Annotated in this window: 16 protein-coding genes; 11 read left to right on the top strand and 5 right to left on the bottom strand. The window is 28.4% G+C overall.

Annotated features, from left to right (window positions below; translation table 11 throughout):
- Positions 1-113 precede the first annotated feature (113 nt).
- The 3 genes from Q0H31_RS01525 to Q0H31_RS01535 all read left to right on the top strand — a co-directional run bounded on the left by Q0H31_RS01525 (position 114) and on the right by Q0H31_RS01535 (position 7,251).
- Entirely contained in the window at positions 114-5,861 is a 5,748-nt protein-coding gene (locus Q0H31_RS01525; protein WP_295295304.1) for an Ig-like domain-containing alpha-2-macroglobulin family protein, read from the top strand.
- A 99-nt stretch (positions 5,862-5,960) separates the two neighbouring features.
- Positions 5,961-6,710 (top strand): hypothetical protein, encoded by a 750-nt coding sequence (locus Q0H31_RS01530; protein ID WP_295295305.1) that lies wholly within the window; start codon positions 5,961-5,963, stop codon positions 6,708-6,710.
- Between the two features lie 13 nt (positions 6,711-6,723).
- The gene (locus tag Q0H31_RS01535; RefSeq protein ID WP_295295306.1) at positions 6,724-7,251 is read left to right on the top strand and encodes a hypothetical protein; all 528 of its coding nucleotides are present in this window, start codon (positions 6,724-6,726) and stop codon (positions 7,249-7,251) included.
- A gap of 737 nt (positions 7,252-7,988) precedes the next feature.
- On the opposite strand, the gene Q0H31_RS01540 is transcribed toward Q0H31_RS01535, so the two are convergent.
- The 5 genes from Q0H31_RS01540 to Q0H31_RS01560 are packed head-to-tail and all read right to left on the bottom strand — an operon-like array spanning position 7,989 to position 13,734.
- Positions 7,989-8,792 (bottom strand): GGDEF domain-containing protein, encoded by an 804-nt coding sequence (locus Q0H31_RS01540; protein WP_295295307.1) that lies wholly within the window; start codon positions 8,790-8,792, stop codon positions 7,989-7,991.
- Positions 8,789-9,838 carry a tetratricopeptide repeat protein gene (locus tag Q0H31_RS01545; protein WP_295295309.1) on the bottom strand — a complete coding sequence of 350 codons (1,050 nt, stop codon included), beginning with the start codon at positions 9,836-9,838 and terminating at the stop codon, positions 8,789-8,791. The genes Q0H31_RS01540 and Q0H31_RS01545 overlap by 4 nt, the downstream gene beginning before the upstream one ends.
- Before the next feature lie 15 nt (positions 9,839-9,853).
- Positions 9,854-10,510, bottom strand: a complete 657-nt coding sequence (locus Q0H31_RS01550; RefSeq protein WP_295295311.1) for an HAD family phosphatase — start codon at positions 10,508-10,510, stop codon at positions 9,854-9,856.
- 3 nt (positions 10,511-10,513) lie between these two features.
- A complete protein-coding gene (gene polA / locus Q0H31_RS01555) occupies positions 10,514-13,291 on the bottom strand; it encodes a DNA polymerase I (protein ID WP_295295313.1) in 2,778 nt (925 codons plus the stop codon).
- Positions 13,292-13,350: 59 nt separating this feature from the next.
- Positions 13,351-13,734, bottom strand: coding sequence for a rhodanese-like domain-containing protein (locus Q0H31_RS01560; protein ID WP_295295315.1), 384 nt, complete (start codon positions 13,732-13,734; stop codon positions 13,351-13,353).
- Positions 13,735-13,895: 161 nt separating this feature from the next.
- Between Q0H31_RS01560 and Q0H31_RS01565 the strand changes: the two genes are divergently transcribed.
- The 8 genes from Q0H31_RS01565 to deoD all read left to right on the top strand — a co-directional run bounded on the left by Q0H31_RS01565 (position 13,896) and on the right by deoD (position 21,146).
- Positions 13,896-14,285, top strand: a complete 390-nt coding sequence (locus tag Q0H31_RS01565; RefSeq protein ID WP_295295316.1) for a hypothetical protein — start codon at positions 13,896-13,898, stop codon at positions 14,283-14,285.
- Between the two features lie 62 nt (positions 14,286-14,347).
- Positions 14,348-14,731, top strand: a complete 384-nt coding sequence (locus Q0H31_RS01570) for a hypothetical protein (RefSeq protein WP_295295318.1) — start codon at positions 14,348-14,350, stop codon at positions 14,729-14,731.
- 131 nt (positions 14,732-14,862) lie between these two features.
- The gene (locus Q0H31_RS01575) at positions 14,863-16,149 is read left to right on the top strand and encodes a glucose-1-phosphate adenylyltransferase (protein WP_295295320.1); all 1,287 of its coding nucleotides are present in this window, start codon (positions 14,863-14,865) and stop codon (positions 16,147-16,149) included.
- Between the two features lie 161 nt (positions 16,150-16,310).
- A complete protein-coding gene (locus Q0H31_RS01580; protein ID WP_295295322.1) occupies positions 16,311-17,180 on the top strand; it encodes a toxin A in 870 nt (289 codons plus the stop codon).
- Between the two features lie 15 nt (positions 17,181-17,195).
- The gene (locus Q0H31_RS01585; protein WP_295295324.1) at positions 17,196-18,287 is read left to right on the top strand and encodes an FtsW/RodA/SpoVE family cell cycle protein; all 1,092 of its coding nucleotides are present in this window, start codon (positions 17,196-17,198) and stop codon (positions 18,285-18,287) included.
- Entirely contained in the window at positions 18,284-19,366 is a 1,083-nt protein-coding gene (locus tag Q0H31_RS01590; RefSeq protein ID WP_295295326.1) for a glycosyltransferase, read from the top strand. Before Q0H31_RS01585 ends, Q0H31_RS01590 begins: the two co-directional genes overlap by 4 nt.
- 30 nt (positions 19,367-19,396) lie before the next feature.
- On the top strand, positions 19,397-20,344 hold the full coding sequence (gene rfaD, locus Q0H31_RS01595) for an ADP-glyceromanno-heptose 6-epimerase (protein ID WP_295295328.1): 948 nt from the start codon (positions 19,397-19,399) through the stop codon (positions 20,342-20,344).
- 103 nt (positions 20,345-20,447) lie between these two features.
- Positions 20,448-21,146, top strand: coding sequence for a purine-nucleoside phosphorylase (deoD, locus tag Q0H31_RS01600; RefSeq protein ID WP_295295330.1), 699 nt, complete (start codon positions 20,448-20,450; stop codon positions 21,144-21,146).
- The last annotated feature ends 235 nt before the right edge of the window (positions 21,147-21,381 follow it).

A 21,381-nucleotide genomic window follows, 5' to 3' on the forward strand; every position in this document is an offset into this window, starting at 1 on the left:
GTGCTTTTTTCATAATAATATTATTAAATAAAATAGAATAAATTTTAATTTATTATTTACTTTAAAATTATTTATGGTATAACATTAGAATTGAATATTATCTGGGGGTATTTATGGAAAAGTCCATTCTAAGACTAAAAACATTTTATATTATTATTATGTCATTTATTTTTATGAGCAGTTTATCTTTATTTGGTGCTGTTAGTATTGACAGAACTACTCCTATCGGAGAGAATACAAGTAGAGCTAACTATGAAGCTATAACAGTAACTTTCAATCAGCAGATGGTTGCATTGCAAGCTGTAAAAGAAGTAACTAATCAATATTTTAGTTTTAATATAGATGTTAAAGGTCAATACAGATGGCTTTCTGTTAATACTTTGGCTTTTTATCCTAGTGAGAGTTTACCAGACAATACAAAAATAGAAGTTACACTTAAAAAAGGAATTAAAAGCGAACTTACAGGAGAAACATTAGAAAACGATTATACTTGGACTTTCAATACTTTAAGACCAATAATGCAAAAAACTTCTCCTTATGACAGTCAATCAGACCTTCCTACAGATGTTAATATAGTTGTTTATTATAATATGCCAATATACTTGCAAAGTGCAAAAGAGAAAATAGAATTAATAGCAAGCAATAATTATAGAGAGATAGATTTTGATGTAAGATATGCAAAAATAGAAGATTTAAGAGAATGGGAAACTAATGAATATGAATTAAATCAGGTATTAGTTATAAAGCCCAAAAAAGCTTTAAATAAAGATGATGAAATAACTGTGTATATAGAAGAGGGACTTGCGGCAATCAATGGAGATTTAGGCACAGCAGATAATGACTCTTTTAAGTTTTCTACACATGATGATTTTTATTTTAATGGAGAAGAAGAGCAAACAGTAACAGCTTCATATTCTCCAAAAGCTCCAGAAATAAAATTCAGTACAAGAGTAGAATGGTCAGACTTAATAAAAAATATGGAAATAAGCCCGCAAATTCAGCTTCCTACACAAGAAGAAATAGACCAGAACTCTTGGGCTTCTAAAAACTTCTCACTTTATGCACTTAGATTTAATCCTAATATTACATACAACATAAAAATTAAAGGAAGCTTAAAAGATATTTACGGACAAACTTTAGGCGAAGAGAAAAATATTACATTAAATGTTACAGACTATAACCCAAGTGTTTCAATACCTTCTGGAATGGGAGTTGTTGAATCTTATGAAGGCGTAAAACTTCCAGTACAGGTAATGAACCCGAATACTATTTATATACAAAGCAGATATGTTGATAAAGAAAATATTATACCTTTCTTGTTTGTAAATAAACAAGTATATAGATATGATGAAACAGCAGAGTTTAGAAATTATACTAATAAATATAAAAACTTATTGGGCTACAATAATAATACAGAATATACTCCAAATGTTGAAAGAAACAGATACATCACAACTGCACTCTATTTAACAAACTATATGAATAATAAAGAGTACGGACTTTTATCAATAGAGTTTAAAAGTAAAACAGGATACCAAAGCGAGTACGATTATTCAACAGCTTCACAAATACAAATAACATCTATGGGAGTAACAGGAAAGTTCTCAGGCGATTCAAATACAATATTTGTAACAGACTTAAAAACAGGAATGCCTGTTGCAGGTGCAGAAGTTGAGATAAGAGATGATTTTAATAGGGTATTAGAAAAAGCAACAACAGATGAAAACGGAATAGCTACTACTAAAGGTTTTAGAAGTTTTGGAATAAAAAGAGCAAGCAGATGGGATACCCCAAGACAATGGGCAATAGTTACAAAGGGAGATGATGTATCTTTTATTAATAGCGATTGGGGTACAGGTGTTTCACCTTGGAGAATGGATATAAGTTATGATTATTCTCCTGCTGACAAAGAGTATAATGGTTCTATGTTTACAGAGAGAGGGCTTTATAAGGCAGGCGAAGAGGTGCATATAAAAGGTGTTGTAAGAGAAAATATTATTGGAAATTGGAATATACCTACTAATTTGAAAGACGGTTCATTTACTGTTAATAACTCAAGAGGCGAAGAGATTTATAAGGGAGATGTTAGCTTAAATGAGTTTGGTTCTTATTTAATAGATTTTACTCTTCCTGCAGATGCTCCTACTGGCTATTATAGTGTGAGGGTGGCATTTAATTCTAATAATAATGAAGAAGAACTTTACAGTTTATCACAAAGCTTTAGAGTTGAAGAGTTTAAGCCTTTAGAATATGAAAGCAGACTTTGGGTTGAAGATAAAAATTATTATTTAGGCGACACCATGCCTATTAAGATGTCCGGCTGGTATTTATTTGGCGAGCCTATGATATCTAATAGAGTTGATTATAATATATCTATGAATGAAACTTTCTTCACTCCTCCTAACAATGTAGGATTTAGATTTACAAAATTAAGCTGGTTTGAAGATGAGTATTACAATAACTATTATTCTACAATAGCTACTGGTACTGGTTCATTAGATGAAAACGGAGAATATGCTTATAGTTCGACAGTGGATGCAAGCCGTTCAATACATTCTGCTTATGTTACAATAGAGGCAACAGTATCTGGCGAAGATTCTCAAAAAGTAAGCACAACTAAGAGTGTATTGGTTCATGGAAGTGATTATTATATTGGTATAAAAAGACAAGGTTATTTCTTGGAAACTGATAAGCCTACAGAGTTAGAGTTTATTGCAGTTGATGCTGAAGGAAACAGACTTGCAGGCAAAAAGATAGAAGTTCAAGTTATAAGAAGGCATTGGGAGTCTGTAAGAAAGGCTATAACAGGCGGAAGATTTGAATGGGAATCTACACAGATTGATGATGTTATTGAAACTACTACAGTTACAACAAAAAAAGACCCTGTTGCATACAGCTTTACTCCTACAAACTCTGGTCTTTATATAATATTAGCAAGAGCAAAAGACTCTAAAAAGAGAGAAGTTGCTGCTGATGAATATATGTATGTTATAGGTAAAGATTATGCTCCTTGGGCTATGTTTGATGATGATTTGCTTGAACTTATCACAGAAAAAGAAGAGTATAAACCTTATGAAACTGCAAGAATAATGGTAAAATCTCCTTATGAATCTGCTACTGCTTTGGTAACAGTTGAGAGAGAATATGTAATAGATTCTTTTGTTACAAATATTGAAGGCTCTACTGCTTTAATAGAAGTACCTATAAAACCCGAATATTTGCCTAATGTTTATGTGGGTGTTTCACTTGTTAAAGGAAGAGTTGAAAATGAAGCTTATACTAATTATGCTACAGATGAAGGAAAGCCGTCATTTAAGATTGGTTATGCTGGGCTTTCAGTATCTCCTCGTGAAAAAGAGCTTAATGTAACAATAACAAAATCTGCTGACAGTTTAGAGCCTCGTGATGAGATGACAGTAGATTTATATGTTGAAACTAAAGAAAGTGAGCCTATGGAAACAGAGATTATGCTAAGCGTGGTTGATGTTGGAGTATTGAATTTAATAGGCTATAAAACTCCAAACTGGTTTAATACTTTCTATGGACAGAGACCTTTGAGTGTTGCAAGTGCCGACACAAGAATACATTTAATAGGGCAGCGTAACTATGGTGAGAAAGGAGACACACCTGGCGGAGACGGTATGAGAGCAGACAATATGCTTATGGCTAAAGCTGAGGCTATGGGCATGGACGTATTCAGCATAAGAAAGAACTTCTTAACAACTGCTTTCTATCAAGGAAGAGTAAAAACTGATGCTAATGGTAAGGCTACTGTTACATTTAATTTGCCTGACAATATTACATCATTTAGAATAATGGCTTCTGCTATAAATAAAGATGGTTATTTTGGTGCTTCTGATGATGTTGTTGTAGTTAAGAAAAATATTATGCTTATGCCTACACTTCCAGAGTTTGCTTATGTTGAAGATAAATTTAAGGCTGGAAGCATAGTATACAATTATTCTGACAAAGATTTAGAGATAGAAGTTCAGGCTGTATCTTCTAATGCTTTGATACAAAATGCTGTTCAAAAAATAATTGTGCCTAAAGGCGGTAATGCTGATGTAAGATTTGATATTATAGCTACAAATAGCGGAGAGGCTAAAGTTACAATACTTGCTAAAGGCGGAGAATATACTGATGCTGTAGAGAAAACATTTAAAGTTAATATACCTATGACTACAGAATCTGTAGCAATGTTCTCAAGCACTACAAATAACAATACTGACTTAATGATTAGAGTGCCAAATGCTACAGAGGCTTATAAAGGTGCTGGAAGTTTAGAAGTTTATATGTCTCCTAGTGCATTTAGCGAACTTACAGGGGGAATAAATTATCTTATCAATTATCCTTATCTTTGTTTGGAACAGCAGTTATCAAGAGTTTATCCTATAATAACATCTAAGAGATTGTTAGTTGATATGAAGCTTACAGATATAGCTGAAGAGGAATTAGACAATACAGTAAACAGCTTCTTAAAAGCTATGCCTACTTATCAAAGCCCTAATGGAGGATTCTCTTATTATCCTAGCAAAACTTGGATATCTCCTTGGCTTACTGCTTATGCTGCTGAGACTATGATTAAAGCTAAAAAAGAAGGCTACACTATTGATGAAAACTCTCTAAAATTGGCATTAGAATATATTAACAATTATGCTAAAAGCGGAGAGGCTGAAAAACCTAACTTCTGGTTTGATGAGTATATTAATCTTTCATCTATATCTTATATTGCGGCAGTTCTTGCAGAGGGTGAATATAATATCAACGATGTAAAAACTATAATAGACAGAATATACACTAAAGTTAATAATATACCTTTCTACGGACAGGTTCAGTTAATGAGAGCTATGTATTATAATAAATACAATAACAAGGCATTTACTGATGTTAGACAGTATATACTTAATACCATTAAAGAAGACCCTAATACTGCTCATTATGAACTTGAAGAGAGATATAAAAATCTTTACTGGATACACTCTTCATCAGTGAGAGATACTTCAGTTGCTTTATATGCTTTAATTGAAACAGGCTATGATAATGCTATCAATGAAAAAGTGGTTCGCTGGCTTGTTCAGTCAAGAAAAAACGGCAGATATTTAAACACTCAAGACAATGTATCAGTATTTGCTGCTATGAATATGTATTACAAAAAATATGAAAATGTTAAACCTAATTTCAAAGCAGAGTTTATATATCAGGGTAAAACTTTACTTGCTGAAAACTTTAATTCAAGAACTCAGCCTAGCTTAACACAAAATTATGCTTTAAGTGAGTTTATGAATGAGAGACTAAGCAATTTAAATACAAGGGCTTCTATAGCAAATATTAGAAGAAATGGTGCTGGAAGACTTTATTATGGTGTAAGACTTACTTATGCTCCTCGTGAGTTAGCTGTTAATAGAGATATGGGAATAAATGTTGTAAGAGAGTATCAAACTAAAGACGGCAGAGTGTTAGACCTCACTAAAGAGAAATTTAAACAAGGCGAAGAATATGTTGTGGTGGTAAAAGTTACAGTTCCTTATGAAAGACATTTTGTTGTGGTGGATACTCCTATTGTTTCTGGTATGAGAATATTAAACTCTTCATTTGCTACAGAAAGCAGCGAAGTTAAAAACATCACAGGAAATTATAATAATACTTGGTGGTGGGGCGGATTTAATCACACTGAAAACTACAATGATAAAATATTATTATTTGCTGATGTTTTAGACAAGGGTGAGCATATATACAAGTATGTAGTTCGTGCTGTTACACCTGGTGAGTATTTACTTCCTGCTACTAAGGCTGAAGAGATGTATAACCCTGAGGTGTTTGGTTATGACGGACAGCATAAAGTTGTTATAGAGGCTAAATAATAAATAGTTTCAATACATTAAAATATTAAGGGCGGTATCTTTTCTGAGGTATCGCCTTTTTTATTTGACATGAAATTTATTTGTATTTATAATACTTATATGAAAAAAATGCATTTAGATATAATAAATTTTTTATTTGATAAAAATAGAGAATTAATTAATCATAAAGAAACCATTTTAAATCTTTTATTAGAAAATTATGGAAGTCTTATTGATTCTTTAAAAGAATATAAATCAAGTAAACCGCCAAGAATTAATATATTTAAACTAATTGATGAGGAATATTTAAGTTCAAGCAGCGAAGAGGATACTTTTATGCAAGATAAATTAAAAGAATTATTACAAAACAACGATGCATATAATAATATTAGTACTCCTGAAGAAGCACAGGAATATATTGATTTGATTGAAAGTACAATAACTGTATTAAATAATAAAATAAAAATATATATAAATTATGTAAAAGATGTACTTAATATATTGAATAGTGAATATGGTATAAAGGATTTTGAATTACATGAAATTTTGAATAAAAAAATAGATAGAATAAGATATAATAGAGATGAAGAGTATCATAGTATATGGTATTATAGTAAAAATATTCCTGATTTATGTTGTATTTTAGTGTTAAAGTATGAAAATATATATTGCGGATTTTATACTGGTGATATAGATTCTGAAAACACAAAAAAGGTTATAATTTATATAAAAAATAATATAAAATGGTTAAAAAATTTTAAAAACAGAGATAATGGTTTGTGGTATGATATAGATATAAATAATGAAAGTGCTGAAGATACAGCTTCTAAAATGAAAGAATTATATGAAGCATTAAAAAATATAAAATAATTAGGTATTAAATATGAATAATAAATTATTGCAGCAAATATTAGAAAATAATAAAAATTATGAGAACATATCATCTATAGAAGATATAGATAATTTTATTGATATATTAGAAAATACAAAAGAAGTTCTTATTAAAAAAAGACGTGAATTAGTAAAAAAAGATGTACAGAATCATATTGATTTTTCTAAGGACGTTTATGAATTGATAAAATCTAAAAATGAACATTTTAATTTTAAAGAAGAAAATACTTTATTAGATAAGATTTATAAAGATATAGAATCTGATATAATATATTGTGATATAAATGATTTTACTATTTATATAAGTATTGGTCAAGGAGAAGAATATATATATCTTTGTATTTACTCTGAAAATATAAAACTAATAAATAAATTAAAAAGTATATATTTAGATAATGAATTGTCTTTCCTTGATGGAAATGATGAGCATTATATATGGGGACCTGTTAATCAAAATGATAGTAAAGAAACTGCAAATAGAATGCTTGCTATATTTGATGTAGTAAATAAAATTAAATAGTCATTATAATTGATTTAATATATTTTTTATTGCTCTTTTCTAACTTTATGGCTACTGTATTTAAATTTATAAAAGATCTTATATATTCTATAAACTCAGATACGCTTTGAAAAAGAGTAAGTTAAAAATATAAGTTTGTAATATATTAAATATGGTATAAATTTTAATAAAAAATGTAGTCCTTTTGCTTCTTTGGGTCACCAAAAGAAGTGGGGGTGTGTACCCTAAGGGCACGCTTTGCAGGGGGCTAGTACACACAAATAATATATCTTTTATGAGTTTTAAAATTTTTATCATAATTTATTACTTTTAATTTATTTACATTTGCCCGCCCTATATATTTAAAATTTATATCTGTTATTTTAATTTTATACTCTTTAAAATATTTTATACAATTTCTAAAGCCCACCCAAATTTTATTTATATTAAAAATATCTTCACCGCACGTAGAGTAAAATTATAAATATATGTTAATTATTAATTTTTATTATGTATAAAATTTAGCTAATCGTGCGTAGGAGATATTTTAAAATTTAAAAAAACTTGGGCGGGTGCTGTAATTTATACTTGAGTATTAAATATAATAAAAGTTAAAATTACAAAATAAAACTATAAAGGGCGTGAATTCTAAATAAATCAAAAAATATAATTTAAAAATATATATTTTTTAATATGGCTTTTTTATTTACACAGAGTATTGAATAATAATTCAAGAAAAATATAAATAATATTAAAGTTTAATTATTAAAAATAATGCTTCTGTTTCTTCCTGTTTCTTTTGCTTCATATAATGCTTTGTCTGCTTTTTCTATTAAGCTATTAATTGTATCATCATCTGTTTTAATTGCCCCGCCGAATGAAGCAGTTGCTTTTAGAGCATATTCATCAGTTGAAAAATCTGTTTCATATATTTTCTTTCTTATAGTTTCCATTATATTAAAAAGCTCTTTTTTAGTTTTTGTGTCAATAACTATAATGAACTCTTCGCCTCCGTATCTTGCAAGAAGTGAATTGTATTTAATATTTTTGAGAGTTTCTCTCATTACCTTTGAAGCTATTTTTAATACATGGTCTCCCACATTATGACCATAACTATCATTATAATGCTTAAACCTATCTAAATCTATTATAATTATAGAATATGTTTCATTTTTTTTATTTTCTAAGTATTTTAATAAATATCCTCTATTGTACAAATTAGTAAGCTTATCTCTATTTGCCAAAAATGATAATTTTTCACTATAAAGTATTATAGACAAATGATTTACTAATATTTCTAAATATTCTTTTTCAATGCTGCTTTCTATTATTAAATATCCAAACTCATAATTTCTTGCTTTTAATTTGTATTTATTATTTTCTTTTATGTTTTTTGAAGTTGTATACCATAGATTAGAATTATTATCTTTATAAAAATATAGAGCAAAATTTTTTATTATTTTTTTAGTGCTTTTTTCAAATGTTTTTATTATACCGTCTACAGAAAAAGGTTCTGGTATGTTATTTAGAGTTTTTATTATTTTGTTTATCTCTTTAATCATTTTATATATAAGCTATTAATTATTTCTTTTGCTAAAAATATTAAATTATTGCTTGTAGCGAGTGTTGAGATAATAGTAAGAACTATTGACTCTTCTTCTTTAACTACTATTGCCATTGCATTAAATAAATTATTGCTTTTAGTTTTACAATTAAAAATAATAGAGCCAAATATATCACTATGCTCTTTTCTTTCTACAACAGATACTGGAGATATTATAGAGTAGAGGTTTTTATTTTCTGCTTTAAAATTATTTAATATTTGAGCTATTTCTTTTTCATCATATTTAGAATCATCATAGCTTAATAGTATAGAAATAGTTTTTTCATCGTTTTCTATTTTTAATACACTATTTTCTACGCTTGCATTAAAATTCTCTGGTACAATTAAATTAAACTTATCAGGCTTAGCATTAATTACAGTAAACTTTGAAAAATTAAATATTGAGTTTTCTTTTTGTTTTTTTATATTATCAATTTTTTTTTGAATATTAGAATCATTATTAATACTAAAAGCTTTTTCTAATATTTCTATAGCATTATCATATTCGTAGATAGCAGTATAAACTATAGACATATTAATCATAGATAATACATCTTCTTTATCTAATGATATAGCCATTTTAAATTTTTCAATAGCTTCTTTGTATTTCATCTCTATGGAAAGCAGCACTCCATACTGACCATATACACTAGCATTAACATCTCCTAAAGATATTATCTCTTCTATTGTTTCTTTTGCCTCTTCATATTTATAAGTGCTGATTAATGCTTCTATTTTGCTTTCTAATATATCCTTGTCTTTTGGAAGATATTCTAATGCCTTATCTAAAATTCGTATAATACTTTTATAATCCTCTTCCTCATAAAATATATCAGCTAATACCAAATACCCATCTTTATAATTAGGTTCTTTATTTATTAATTGTAATGCAATTTTTTTAGCATAATCTAAATTATTTTTTTCTATGAATGTATTTATTGTAGTTATAATATTTTCATTTGTCTCTTTTATAATTTCTTTAATTTCATTTTCTATATTGTCCATTGAAACACTCCATTTTTATTTCCATTCCACTATAGAAAAATTATTATTTTTGTTGTTTAGAGCATGTTCTCTTAATTTTTTATCAGGGTTAACGCATACTTTTTTAGCAGCAAAAGCAAAGAAGGGTAGGTCGCTAATAGAATCACTGTATACAATATTTTGCGATATATCTTTTTTAAAAATACCCTCTGTAAAAAGTCTGTGTCTCTTAGCTTCATTGTAGCAATTTTTTCCATACATAAAGCCAGTGTATTTTCCTCTAAAAATCCATAATTCACTGCCCATTACTTTGTCAAACCCTAAATTTTTTCCTATAAACTTTGCATATATCTCAAAACTTGCTGTAACCATTATAAGAGTATAGCCTTCTTCTTTTAATTTGTTTATCTCTTTTATGGCATCATTATAATATAGACTTGGCACTACTGTGTTTGCAAACTCTTCTCCAATTTTATCTCCAAACTCTATAGTAATGTTTGTAAAAATATGAGCTATTTCATATTTAATTCTTGAATTATCTATAATCCTAAAAATAAACAAAATAAAATATGGAATTAATCTAATATAATAAATAAAATTTTTAGGATTTTTTTTTAAGTAGAAAAACATAAAAGGAACAATGGAATCTTTTTTTATAATAGTTTTATCCAAATCAAAAAAAGCAATCTTCATAAGTTAATGAATGTCTCCCCAACTTAATCCCTTATGTATATCAACTGTAATAGGAACATTAGTTTTTACAGAATGCTCCATAATCTCTTTCATTATAGTCATAGCCTTATCAGCCTCTTTTTCAGAAACTTCAACAACCAATTCATCATGCACCTGCATAACAATTTTAGCAGTTTTGAAATGATTTTTAAACTCTTTATGTATGGCAATCATAGCAACCTTTATCATGTCGGCAGCACTTCCTTGAATGAGTGTGTTTAATGCCATTCTTTCAGCTTCATTTCTTACAACCGCATTTGATGAGTTTATAGTTTTAGAAAAATCTCTAATTCTTCCAAGCATAGTGCGTACATAGCCTTTAGCTTTTACATCTTCTATAACCTTTTCGCAGAATGGTTTTACTTGAGAATATGTTGAAAAATAACCTTTAATAAAATCATCAGCTTCTTTTCTTGGTATATTTAATTCTTTAGAAAGCCCAAATGCTGTTTTACCATAGATGATAGAGAAGTTAATTATTTTTGCTATGTTTCTCATTGAAGGAGTTACATGCTCTTTGCTTACAGAATATATTTTCATTGCAGTTTTTCTGTGTATATCATCATTGTTTTTGAAAGCTTCCACCAACACAGGGTCATTACTAAAATGTGCCAATAGTCTTAATTCTATTTGAGAGTAGTCTGCTGCTATTAATACGTTTCCTTTTTCTGCTATAAAGGTGTTTCTAATATCTTTGCCTTCATCTCCTCTTGCAGGAATGTTTTGCAAATTAGGGTCTGATGAAGATAAACGTCCTGTTGCAGTTACAGTTTGATTAAAAGAAGCATGTATTCTATTAGTTTTTTTATGCACTAATGTAGGAAATACATCAAGATATGTGTTTTTTAATTTTGAGTATTTTCTGTAGGTGAGCATATACTCAGCAATTTTTTCTTTTGGTGCTAGATCTCTAAGCACTTCTTCATCGGTTGAATGAGCACCTGTTTTTGTTTTTTTAGTAGAGTTTATTTTTAGCTTCTCAAATAAAATATATTCAAGCTGCTTTGGAGATTGTAAATTAAACTCTTCACGAGCCTCTGCATATATTTTCTCTTTTGTCTTTTCTAAAAGTGAAGCATATTCTTCAGACAAAGATTTCATTTTTTCTGTGCTTATATAAACTCCATCAAATTCCATATCCGCAAGCACACTGACAAGAGGCATCTCTACATTAAAAAATAATTCTTCAAGATTATATGTAGTTAAAAGTGGAGCAAAATATTCGTAAAACCTAAATGTAATATCAGCGTCCTCACAAGCATACTCAACAACATCTTTTAGCTCAACCTCTAATAAAGTCTTTTTAGCATTATCTGTAATGTCGCTATATTTTATGGTGTTGTATGATAAATAACTTAAAGCAAGGTCATCCATATTGTATCTGCCTCTGCTTGGGTTAATCAAGTAAGCAGCAACCATAGTGTCAAAATACATGTTTCCCATTTTTTTATCAATGGCACGCATCATCTTATATTCATACTTTAAATTATGACCTATTATTTTTATATCTTCTTTTGCTAAAGTGTCAAACACTAATTTTTTGCAAGCTTCTTTATCTATATTTGTTCTTCCGCTTAAGTCTAAATAAAAAGCTTCTTTTGATTTTATTGCAAATGATATTCCTATTATTTCATCTGTTAAAGTGTCTAATCCTGTAGTTTCAAAATCTATGCATACAAGTTTTTTAGCGTTTATATCATTTAAAAGATTTTTTAGTTCTGTTTCATTTTCTATTAAATAATATTTAGCATTATTATCTTTAGCGTTAGATACTATTGTAGTTTTTTCTGTGCTATTTTCTATATTTTTAGTTTCTTTTTTTGTTTGAGATATTTGAACCTTTTCTTCTTTTTTGCTTGAAGAAGAGCCGTATATATATGAATTAATTTTATCTCTTATTTGTTTCAATTCCAAATCATCTAATATTTTATTAACTTCATCTATATTAATTTTATTTTTTTCAATTTCTTTATAATCTATATTTAATTCTTCTATCTCTCTTTTAATTGCAGCAAGCTCATAACTCATATATGCATTGTCTTTATCTGTAATGAGTTTTTCTTGTATCTTTCCTTTTATAGAATCAATGTTTTTATAGATGTTATCTAATGAGTCATATTCTTCAAGAAGTTTTACAGCAGTTTTCTCTCCAATTCCTTTAACACCCGGTATATTATCAGAAGCATCTCCCATTAGAGAAAGTAAATCTATAATCTGATTAGGGTATACTCCTCTTTTTTCTTTAACCATATTTATATCATATTCTATTAATTCATTATCTTTATTGCTTGCTATTACTTTTGTGTTTTCATCAACAAGCTGAAGTATATCTTTATCTGGAGAATATATTATAGTTTTAATATTTTCTTTTTTATTATTTTGAGCAATGCATCCTACAATATCATCAGCCTCATAATTATCAAGAACAATCCTTGTGATTCCAAGTGCATCTATAAGATTGTATAATATAGGTATTTGACTTCTTAAATCATCAGGCATGCTTTCTCTATTTTCTTTATAAGCTTTATATATTTCGCTTCTAAAAGTTTGTCTTGAACTGTCTAATGCTATTGCAGTATAATCAGCAGGGTAGGTGTTGATTAAAGAAAAGTAGGTTCTTAAAAAACCATTGATTGAAGATACATTTTGACCTTTAGAATTTATTAGAGGGCGTTTCAAAAAAATAAAATGATATCTATAAAGTATACCAAAAGCATCAATAATAAGAAATGTTTTTTTCATTTTTTTATTATATAACAAAAACAAAAATTATGCAAAAATATTATTTTATTGTTTTTTTATTATTTATTATTTGTAAGCATAGCATTAGCAAAATCTTGATATGTTATGTTTTGCAAATTATAAATATTAAGAAATCCATTTGTAGACATTATGCTTGATGCAATAGCAGACCTATTTCCGCTTCTGCAGTATATTAAATATTCTTTGTTTTTATCTAACATATCTATTTTTGATTTGAAGTCTTGACTTAATACATCAATATTAATAGCATTTGGAATATTGCCTGATAAATATTCTTCTCTTGTTCTAACATCTAAAATTACCATGTTTGTTGAGCTATTTACTAATTTAATTGCTTTTTCTATATTAACGTTTTTATACCCGTTATTAGAGCAGGCAATAAAAAAAAGAGAAATAGATAAAATTATTATAATTTTTTTCATATAATATTTTCCCAAATATGTTATAATAAATGATAGTATAATAATTATAAAAAAAGTCAATTGTTTTATTAAATTTGATTTAATATATATTTTTTATTATATTTATAATAGTTAATAAAAATTATTTTACGAATATATATACTTTGTTTATTAGGTGAATAATGAAAAAAATAATACAATTATTTGTTATTATTATTTGTATCTACTCTTGTTATGATATAGCTTATGTAGGTATTTCTGATAGGTATATGGGTACATTTAAAAGCAGACAAAAAATTGCTGACAAATATAATAAGTATTTATATGTAAATGTAAAAAGCGGAGGAGTTATTATATACTTTGGCGGAGAGAATGATACTGATATAACGGGAGTTCCTGGATATCCCCGTATTGAGTACATTAATTTTATAGGCGATGGTAATGTTTATAACTTATACAATAGTGATTATTCTTGTAAATTAGTTTTTCGCTCTGATAATCAAGTTGAAGTTACAATGAAAGGTCAAGGTATTTTTAATCTTGAGAATGTAGTTTGTGATAAAATAAATTAGTTATAAAATTAAAAACATATAATACCGATAATATAGAAAATGCATGGAGAGTAATTATTATTATGAAAAAAATATTTTTAATGATATTATCAATAATGTTTGTTATTTTATCTTGTAAAACGGCTACCGCTCCTATAGATTCAAAACGCACTGGTAAATTTGTTAGTGAAAAAACAGTTTCTGCTGATTCTTATTTAGTAGTTGATGTTACATCTGACGGCGGATTTAAATTATATTATTCAACAGATGAGACTGGTAAAACTCCATCTGGTAAAGAAAATAAAGTTACTGAAAGTGATATTAAAGGAGAAGACCCTAATTATACTTTTCAAACAGGTGTAATGGCAGGTTCTTTACAATTTCTCTCTGATAAAGTTGTGAAAATAACAGTTACTTTTAATGATGGACCTACAACTTTGAAAGATATTCTATGTTATCAAAAATAATATATTTTAGTTATAAAAATTAATACATAATAGTGCTGCTGCATAACAATATGTTAATTTCTTGAAAACTTCATTTTTTTTTACTATACTTATTTATATAAATTAAGTGTAAAAATATTTGGAGTTTTTTTATGAGATCATATAATACGGTAGCTTTAATTTTAGGCGGCGGTAGAGGCACAAGACTCTATCCTCTTGTTAAAGATCGTTCTAAGCCTGCGGTATCGTTGGGCGGGCATTACAGAATGATTGACATACCTGTTTCTAACTGTATAAATAGCGGCCTTAGAAATATATATGTTATTACTCAATTCAATAGTGCTTCTCTAAATAATCATATTTACAATGCCTATAGATTTGATAACTTCTCTGGCGGTCATGTTAGTATATTGGCAGCAGAGCAAACTGACACTAATATAGATTGGTATCAGGGTACTGCTGATGCTGTGAGAAAAAATCTTGCCCACTTTGATAATGATTATGTTAATAATGTTCTAATACTTTCCGGTGACCAGGTTTATCGTATGGATTATAATGTTATGGTAAGACATATGCTTGAAACTGGTGCTGATATAGTTGTTGGAACTGTTCCTGTAGTACGTGAAGATGCTAAAGGCTTTGGTGTAATGCTTGTTAATAAAAGAGGGCAGATTACTAATTTCCAAGAGAAACCTAAAGAAGATGATGTTCTCGATTCTTTAAAATTGAGTGATGAACAAAAAAAGATGTTTGAAATAGAAGACCCTAAAAAAGAATATTTGGCTTCTATGGGTATATATGTATTTAGAAGAAATGTTTTAAAAGAACTTCTTAGCGATGTTACAATGATAGACTTTGGTAAAGATATCATTCCTGAAGCTATCAAAAAATATAAAGTATTTAGTTATGCTTTCCAAGGTTATTGGGAAGATGTTGGTACTATTAAGGCTTATTTTGATGCTAATATATCTTTTGGAAGTAAAAATCCTCCTTTCGATTTTTATGATGAAGATGCTCCTATATATACGCATGTTCGTTATTTGTCTCCTTCTAAAATTGAGAAGGCTGCTATTACTTCAAGTATTATTGCTGATGGATGCAGAATAGAAAATGCTACTATTAAAGAATCAGTAATAGGACTTCGTTCGGTTATACAAAGCGGTTCTACTTTAGAAAAAGTTATTATGATGGGCAGCGATTTCTATGAAACTAGTGAAGATATAGAAAGATTAAATGTTAAGCACTTACCTAAGGTTGGTATAGGTAAAAAATGTACGCTTAAAAATGTTATAATAGATAAAAATGTTAGAATAGGTAATGAGGTCGTTATCACCAATAAAAAGAAAATTCAACATCAAGACAGTGAGTTTTATTGTATTAGAGATGGTATAGTAATTATACCTAAAAACACTGTTGTTAAGAGCGGTACGATAATATAATTTTGTTATTATTAGGCATTGGGGCTTTACTCAATGCCTTTTTTTGTTTTATAAGAATAAGTTGCATTAAAATAATTTTTAAAATAATTTTAATTCTATTGATTTTTTTAATTTATAAAGTATATTATGTTTATAAAATTATATTAAATGATTATGCTAAGATGAAAATAAAATTTATTCCTATCATTTTTTTGTTATATATTAGTATTATATATGCAGATATAAATACTCTTTTTAATATAGGCATGGATGATGTTATAATAAATACAAACAACAAACATCAGCTTTATTTTGAGCAGAGTTTTGCTGGCGGATATAACTTTATAAAGTTTAATGCTGAAACTAAATTATATTACAGAACTTCTATATATAATGATGATAGAACAAATCAAATATTTCAAAAAACCAAGCTTGATTTGGGTATAGAAAATAATTTTTCTTTATCATCGGATATGATTGGTTTATTTGCAGATATTAGACCATTATCTTTTTTTGGTATAAGGGTGAATGCTTATTTTAATTATATATTCAATATTATGAATTTCGGTTATGCTGGCTTTGACAATAACAATGTAGATTATTCTTATGCTTCTTTACTTGGAATGTCAAAAACAGATGCTATGGGTGTAATTGCTGGTATAACGCCTTATTTTTTATATAAATTACCATATGTTGTTTTTATAAATAGCACTAGTTTTAATTATGTTTTTGCTGGGGATAAAAACTATTATTATGATTCAAGAACAGCTATACTTCATAAGAAGAGCGAATTTGAAATTATGAATGATTTTTTTATATTAGCCAATATATCTCCATTTTATATAGGTGCTTCTTATGCTTTAACTTATCTTGTAAATTCAAATATACTAACACATAAGCTTGCAATAGTTGGCTTTATTAGTTTTAAATTTTTACAAAACAGGCTTTCTCTTGATATATTAGCATCTTCTGGTTTGCATGTAAAATTACCATATTATAACAGCACTACTTTTGTAGAAGCAAAAGTAGCTTTAGTTTATAAAATTTTATAGAGTGCGGGGTTTGCGGTGAAAAAAAAATTATTACCTGATAAATATTTAGTTATTATATATATAGCATTACTTGCTGCAGGACTCGTTGCCATATATGGTGCTCAAACCATTCATGAGCCTAATGAACCTTATTTTTACAATCATCTTAAATTGTTATTAATAATGCTTGCAGTTAATTTTGTAATATTGATAGTTCCAGACTTTTTTGATATAATAAATAGATTTATGCCGGCAATACTAATAGGTACTTTACTACTCTTAATAGCAGTTTTAATATTTGGTATATCTGTAGAAGGCAGTTATGCCAAAAGATGGTTATCTATTTTTTCAATTTTTACAATTCAGCCTTCGGAGATAGCAAAGATAACATTAGTTTTATATCTATCTAGTGTATTAACTAATAAAGGAGATAAACTTAAACATGTTAGTAATGGTTTGCTTCCTCCTCTAATCGTATTAGTTCTTATATGTTTGCTTATAATGTTTGAACCGGATTCAGGTACGGCATTATTATTCGCTTTGGTTGGTTTTTCTATGTTTTTTTATGGGGGAATACCGTTAAGATATTTAATTTCTGCCGGAATTTTACTTGGTTTTATATTTATATTATTTATATTTAATACTCCATACATGAAAGCGAGAGTAATTTCTTATTTAACTCCTCATACTCAATCACAGGAAGAGATGTATCAAATTAATAGGGCTAAATTAGCTTTTAATTATGGCGGGATTGCTGGAATACCTGATGAAGATATTAGAGAAGTCAGTACTCATTTACCTGCGGCATTAACAGATTTTATTTTTGCTTCTATTGCCCAAAGACACGGATTTATAGGCAATATTATTTTACTCTTGCTGTTTTTTTCTTTCACTATTAGAGGATTTATAATTTCGTCTAGGGTAAAAGACCTGTTTCTGAAAAATATATCTTTTGGTATAAATATATTTATTAGCGGACAAGCATATTTAAATATGATGGTAGCTACTTTAATGCTTCCTACAACTGGTATGCCTTTACCATTTATAAGTTATGGTAGGAATGCTTTAGTTGTTAATATGATTATGTTTGCTATTTTATTAAAAATAACTCAAAGGAGAGAAGAATGAATATAATTTTATCTGGAGGTGGTACAGCCGGTCATATAACACCTGCTATTTCTATATATGACCATTTGAAAAAAACAGGACATAATCCTAGGCTTGTGGTGGCGGAGCGAGATTATAACTTAATACCGCCGCATTATGACTATAATTATTTGGAGATAAACTCTCCTGGAAATATACTCAAAAATATAGCTTTCTTACTCAAGTTTATACCTTCTATGATAAAATCTAATAACATCATAAATAAACATAAGCCTGAGTGTATTATAGGAATGGGCGGATTTGTTTCTATGCCTATGTTATATGTGGCTAAGTTAAAGCATATACCTATATTTTTATGTGAGCAGAACTCTATACCCGGAAAAGTTAATAAAATATTTTATAAAGATGCAAAAGGTTCTTATCTTACTTTTTCTAAAACTTTACAATATATGCCAAAAGGTAAGGTAACAGGAAACCCTGTAAGAGATGATTTCTTTATTGTAAATAGAAAATCTGCTAGAATTATTATGAAATTAAAAGATGATGATAAATTGCTTGTTGTAATGGGTGGTTCCCAGGGGGCATTAAAATTAAATAATATATTTTTAGATTGTATAAAGACTGTAAAAGAAAATGTAAATAATTTGCATATAGTATGGCTTGCTGGTCCTAAATGGGGCTCTGAAATTATAGCGAAAGTTAATGATAAAAAAATTACAAATGTAACAGTTCATAGTTATTATAGAGATATGGCTACTTTACTTCATGCTGCTGATTTTGTAGTATCGAGGGCAGGAAGCAGTTCTATTAGTGAAATACTAGCTGTTAATGTTCCTTCACTTTTAGTGCCTTTCCCTTATGCTACTGATAATCATCAATATTATAATGCTTTAGAATTGGTGAATAAAGATATGGCTTATTTAATGAATGAGGCGGATCTTGATTCTAAGCAGTTGGGGGATATTATTATAAAAAATTTAAATAATCAAAATAGACTTAATGTTATGAGAGAAAATATTAGAAAAAATTATACTTCTAGGGCAGTTACTGCTATTGTTAATGATATTCTTAGTATTATGGCAAATAATAAAAGAAAGTAAATAAAAAATTATAAAAGGAGATTTACATATATGATTATAGTAACTGGCGGTGCTGGATTTATTGGGTCTAATATAGTTAGGGGATTAAACAACTTAGGTATAAGTGATATATTAATAGTTGATAATTTAAAAAATGCATCAAAGCATAAAAATTTAAATAAGCTTGTTTTTGGAGATTATATAGACAAAGAAGAATTTGATGTTTATTCTTTTGTTGAAAATAATAAAGTTGAAGCTATATTTCATCAGGGTGCTTGTTCTGATACTATGGAAACTGATGGAAAGTATATGATGAAAAATAATTATGAGTATAGCAGAAACATTTTGCATGCTTGTTTAGAAAATAGAGTAAGATTTTTTTATGCTTCAAGTGCTTCTGTTTACGGAAATGGAGAGAATGGATTTGCTGAAGATGAAAAAAATGAGTATCCGCTTAATGTTTATGCTTTTTCTAAGTATCAATTCGATAGGTATGTTAACATTTTATTTAGAAATAAAAAGATTAATAGTCAGGTTGTGGGGTTAAGATATTTTAATGTATATGGTCCGCAGGAGAATCATAAGGGCAGAATGGCTTCTGTTGCTTTTCATTTATTTAATCAGATTAAGGCTGGTGAAAAAATGAAAATTTTTGAGGGAAGTGAGAATTTCTTAAGAGATTTTATACATGTTGATGATGTTATAAGTGTAAACAATTTCTTTTTTGAGAATGAAAATATTTCTGGCATATTTAATTGCGGTACTGGTAAGGCTGAGAGTTTTGTAGAGATTGCTAAGGCATTAAAAGAGTTGTATCCTTCTTCTGAAATTGAATACACCCCTTTCCCTGATGCTCTTAAAGGAAAATATCAAAAATACACTCAGGCAGATTTAACTAATTTAAAAGATGTTGGATATAGTAAAGAGTTTATGAATGTTAATACTGGTGTTAAAAAATATGCTAAAGTGCTTGAAGAGAGCGGCGGATACTTAATGTAATTTTATGCTTTTAGGTTATTATAGGTAATGTTTTAAAAGCTTAAACTATTTATTAAAAGCTTAAATATTATAAAAAATAATTAATAAAAAGGAGTTATATATTATGGCTACACCTCATATATCAGCAAACAAAGGCGACATTGCAGAAACTATTCTTCTTCCTGGAGACCCTTTGAGGGCTAAGTTTATAGCTGAGAATTTTTTGGAGAATGTAAAGCAGTATAATAGTGTAAGAAATATGTTTGGTTTTACTGGAACATATAAAGGCAAAAGAGTTTCTGTTCAGGGTACTGGTATGGGAATGCCTTCTTGCAGTATTTATTCTTATGAGCTTATACATTTTTATGATTGTAAGAATTTAATACGTATTGGTACTGCTGGGGCTTTAGTTGATAAGCTTCATATTGGTGATTTAGTTATAGGAATGGGAGCTTGTACTGATTCTAATTATGCTTCACAGTATGAACTTCCTGGTACTTATGCTCCTATTGCTAGTTATGATTTACTTAGAAAGGCTGTTAATAAGGCTGATGAGATGAAAATAAATTATCATGTAGGTAATATTGTATCATCTGATGTATTTTATGGAGCTAACAATGCTACACCTAAATGGGCAAAAATGGGAGTATTAGCTGTAGAGATGGAAGCTGCTGCTTTATATATGAATGCCGCATATGCAGGAGTGAATGCTCTTTGTATGGTAACTATATCAGATTCATTAGTTACAGGAGAAGCTACAACAGCAGAACAAAGAGAGAAAACTTTTACTAATATGATGGAAGTGGCTTTATCGCTTGCTTGATATATACGAATATAGTTGTTTTTTATAATTTATTTTTGTTTTTTTCCTGAAGCAAAAAGTGCAGATGCTTTGTAGATATATTTGGAATATATGTAAAATGTAAAATAATATTTTGTTTCTGAGTCAAAAATGCAGTCCTTTTGCTTCTTTGGGCCATACCTAAAGGTACTTCCTTCGGTCGCAAAAAGAAGTGGGGGTACGGGGGCTAGCCCCCGAAAATATTTAAAATTAAAAA

The organism is uncultured Brachyspira sp., assembly GCF_934747485.1.
GTDB lineage: Bacteria > Spirochaetota > Brachyspiria > Brachyspirales > Brachyspiraceae > Brachyspira.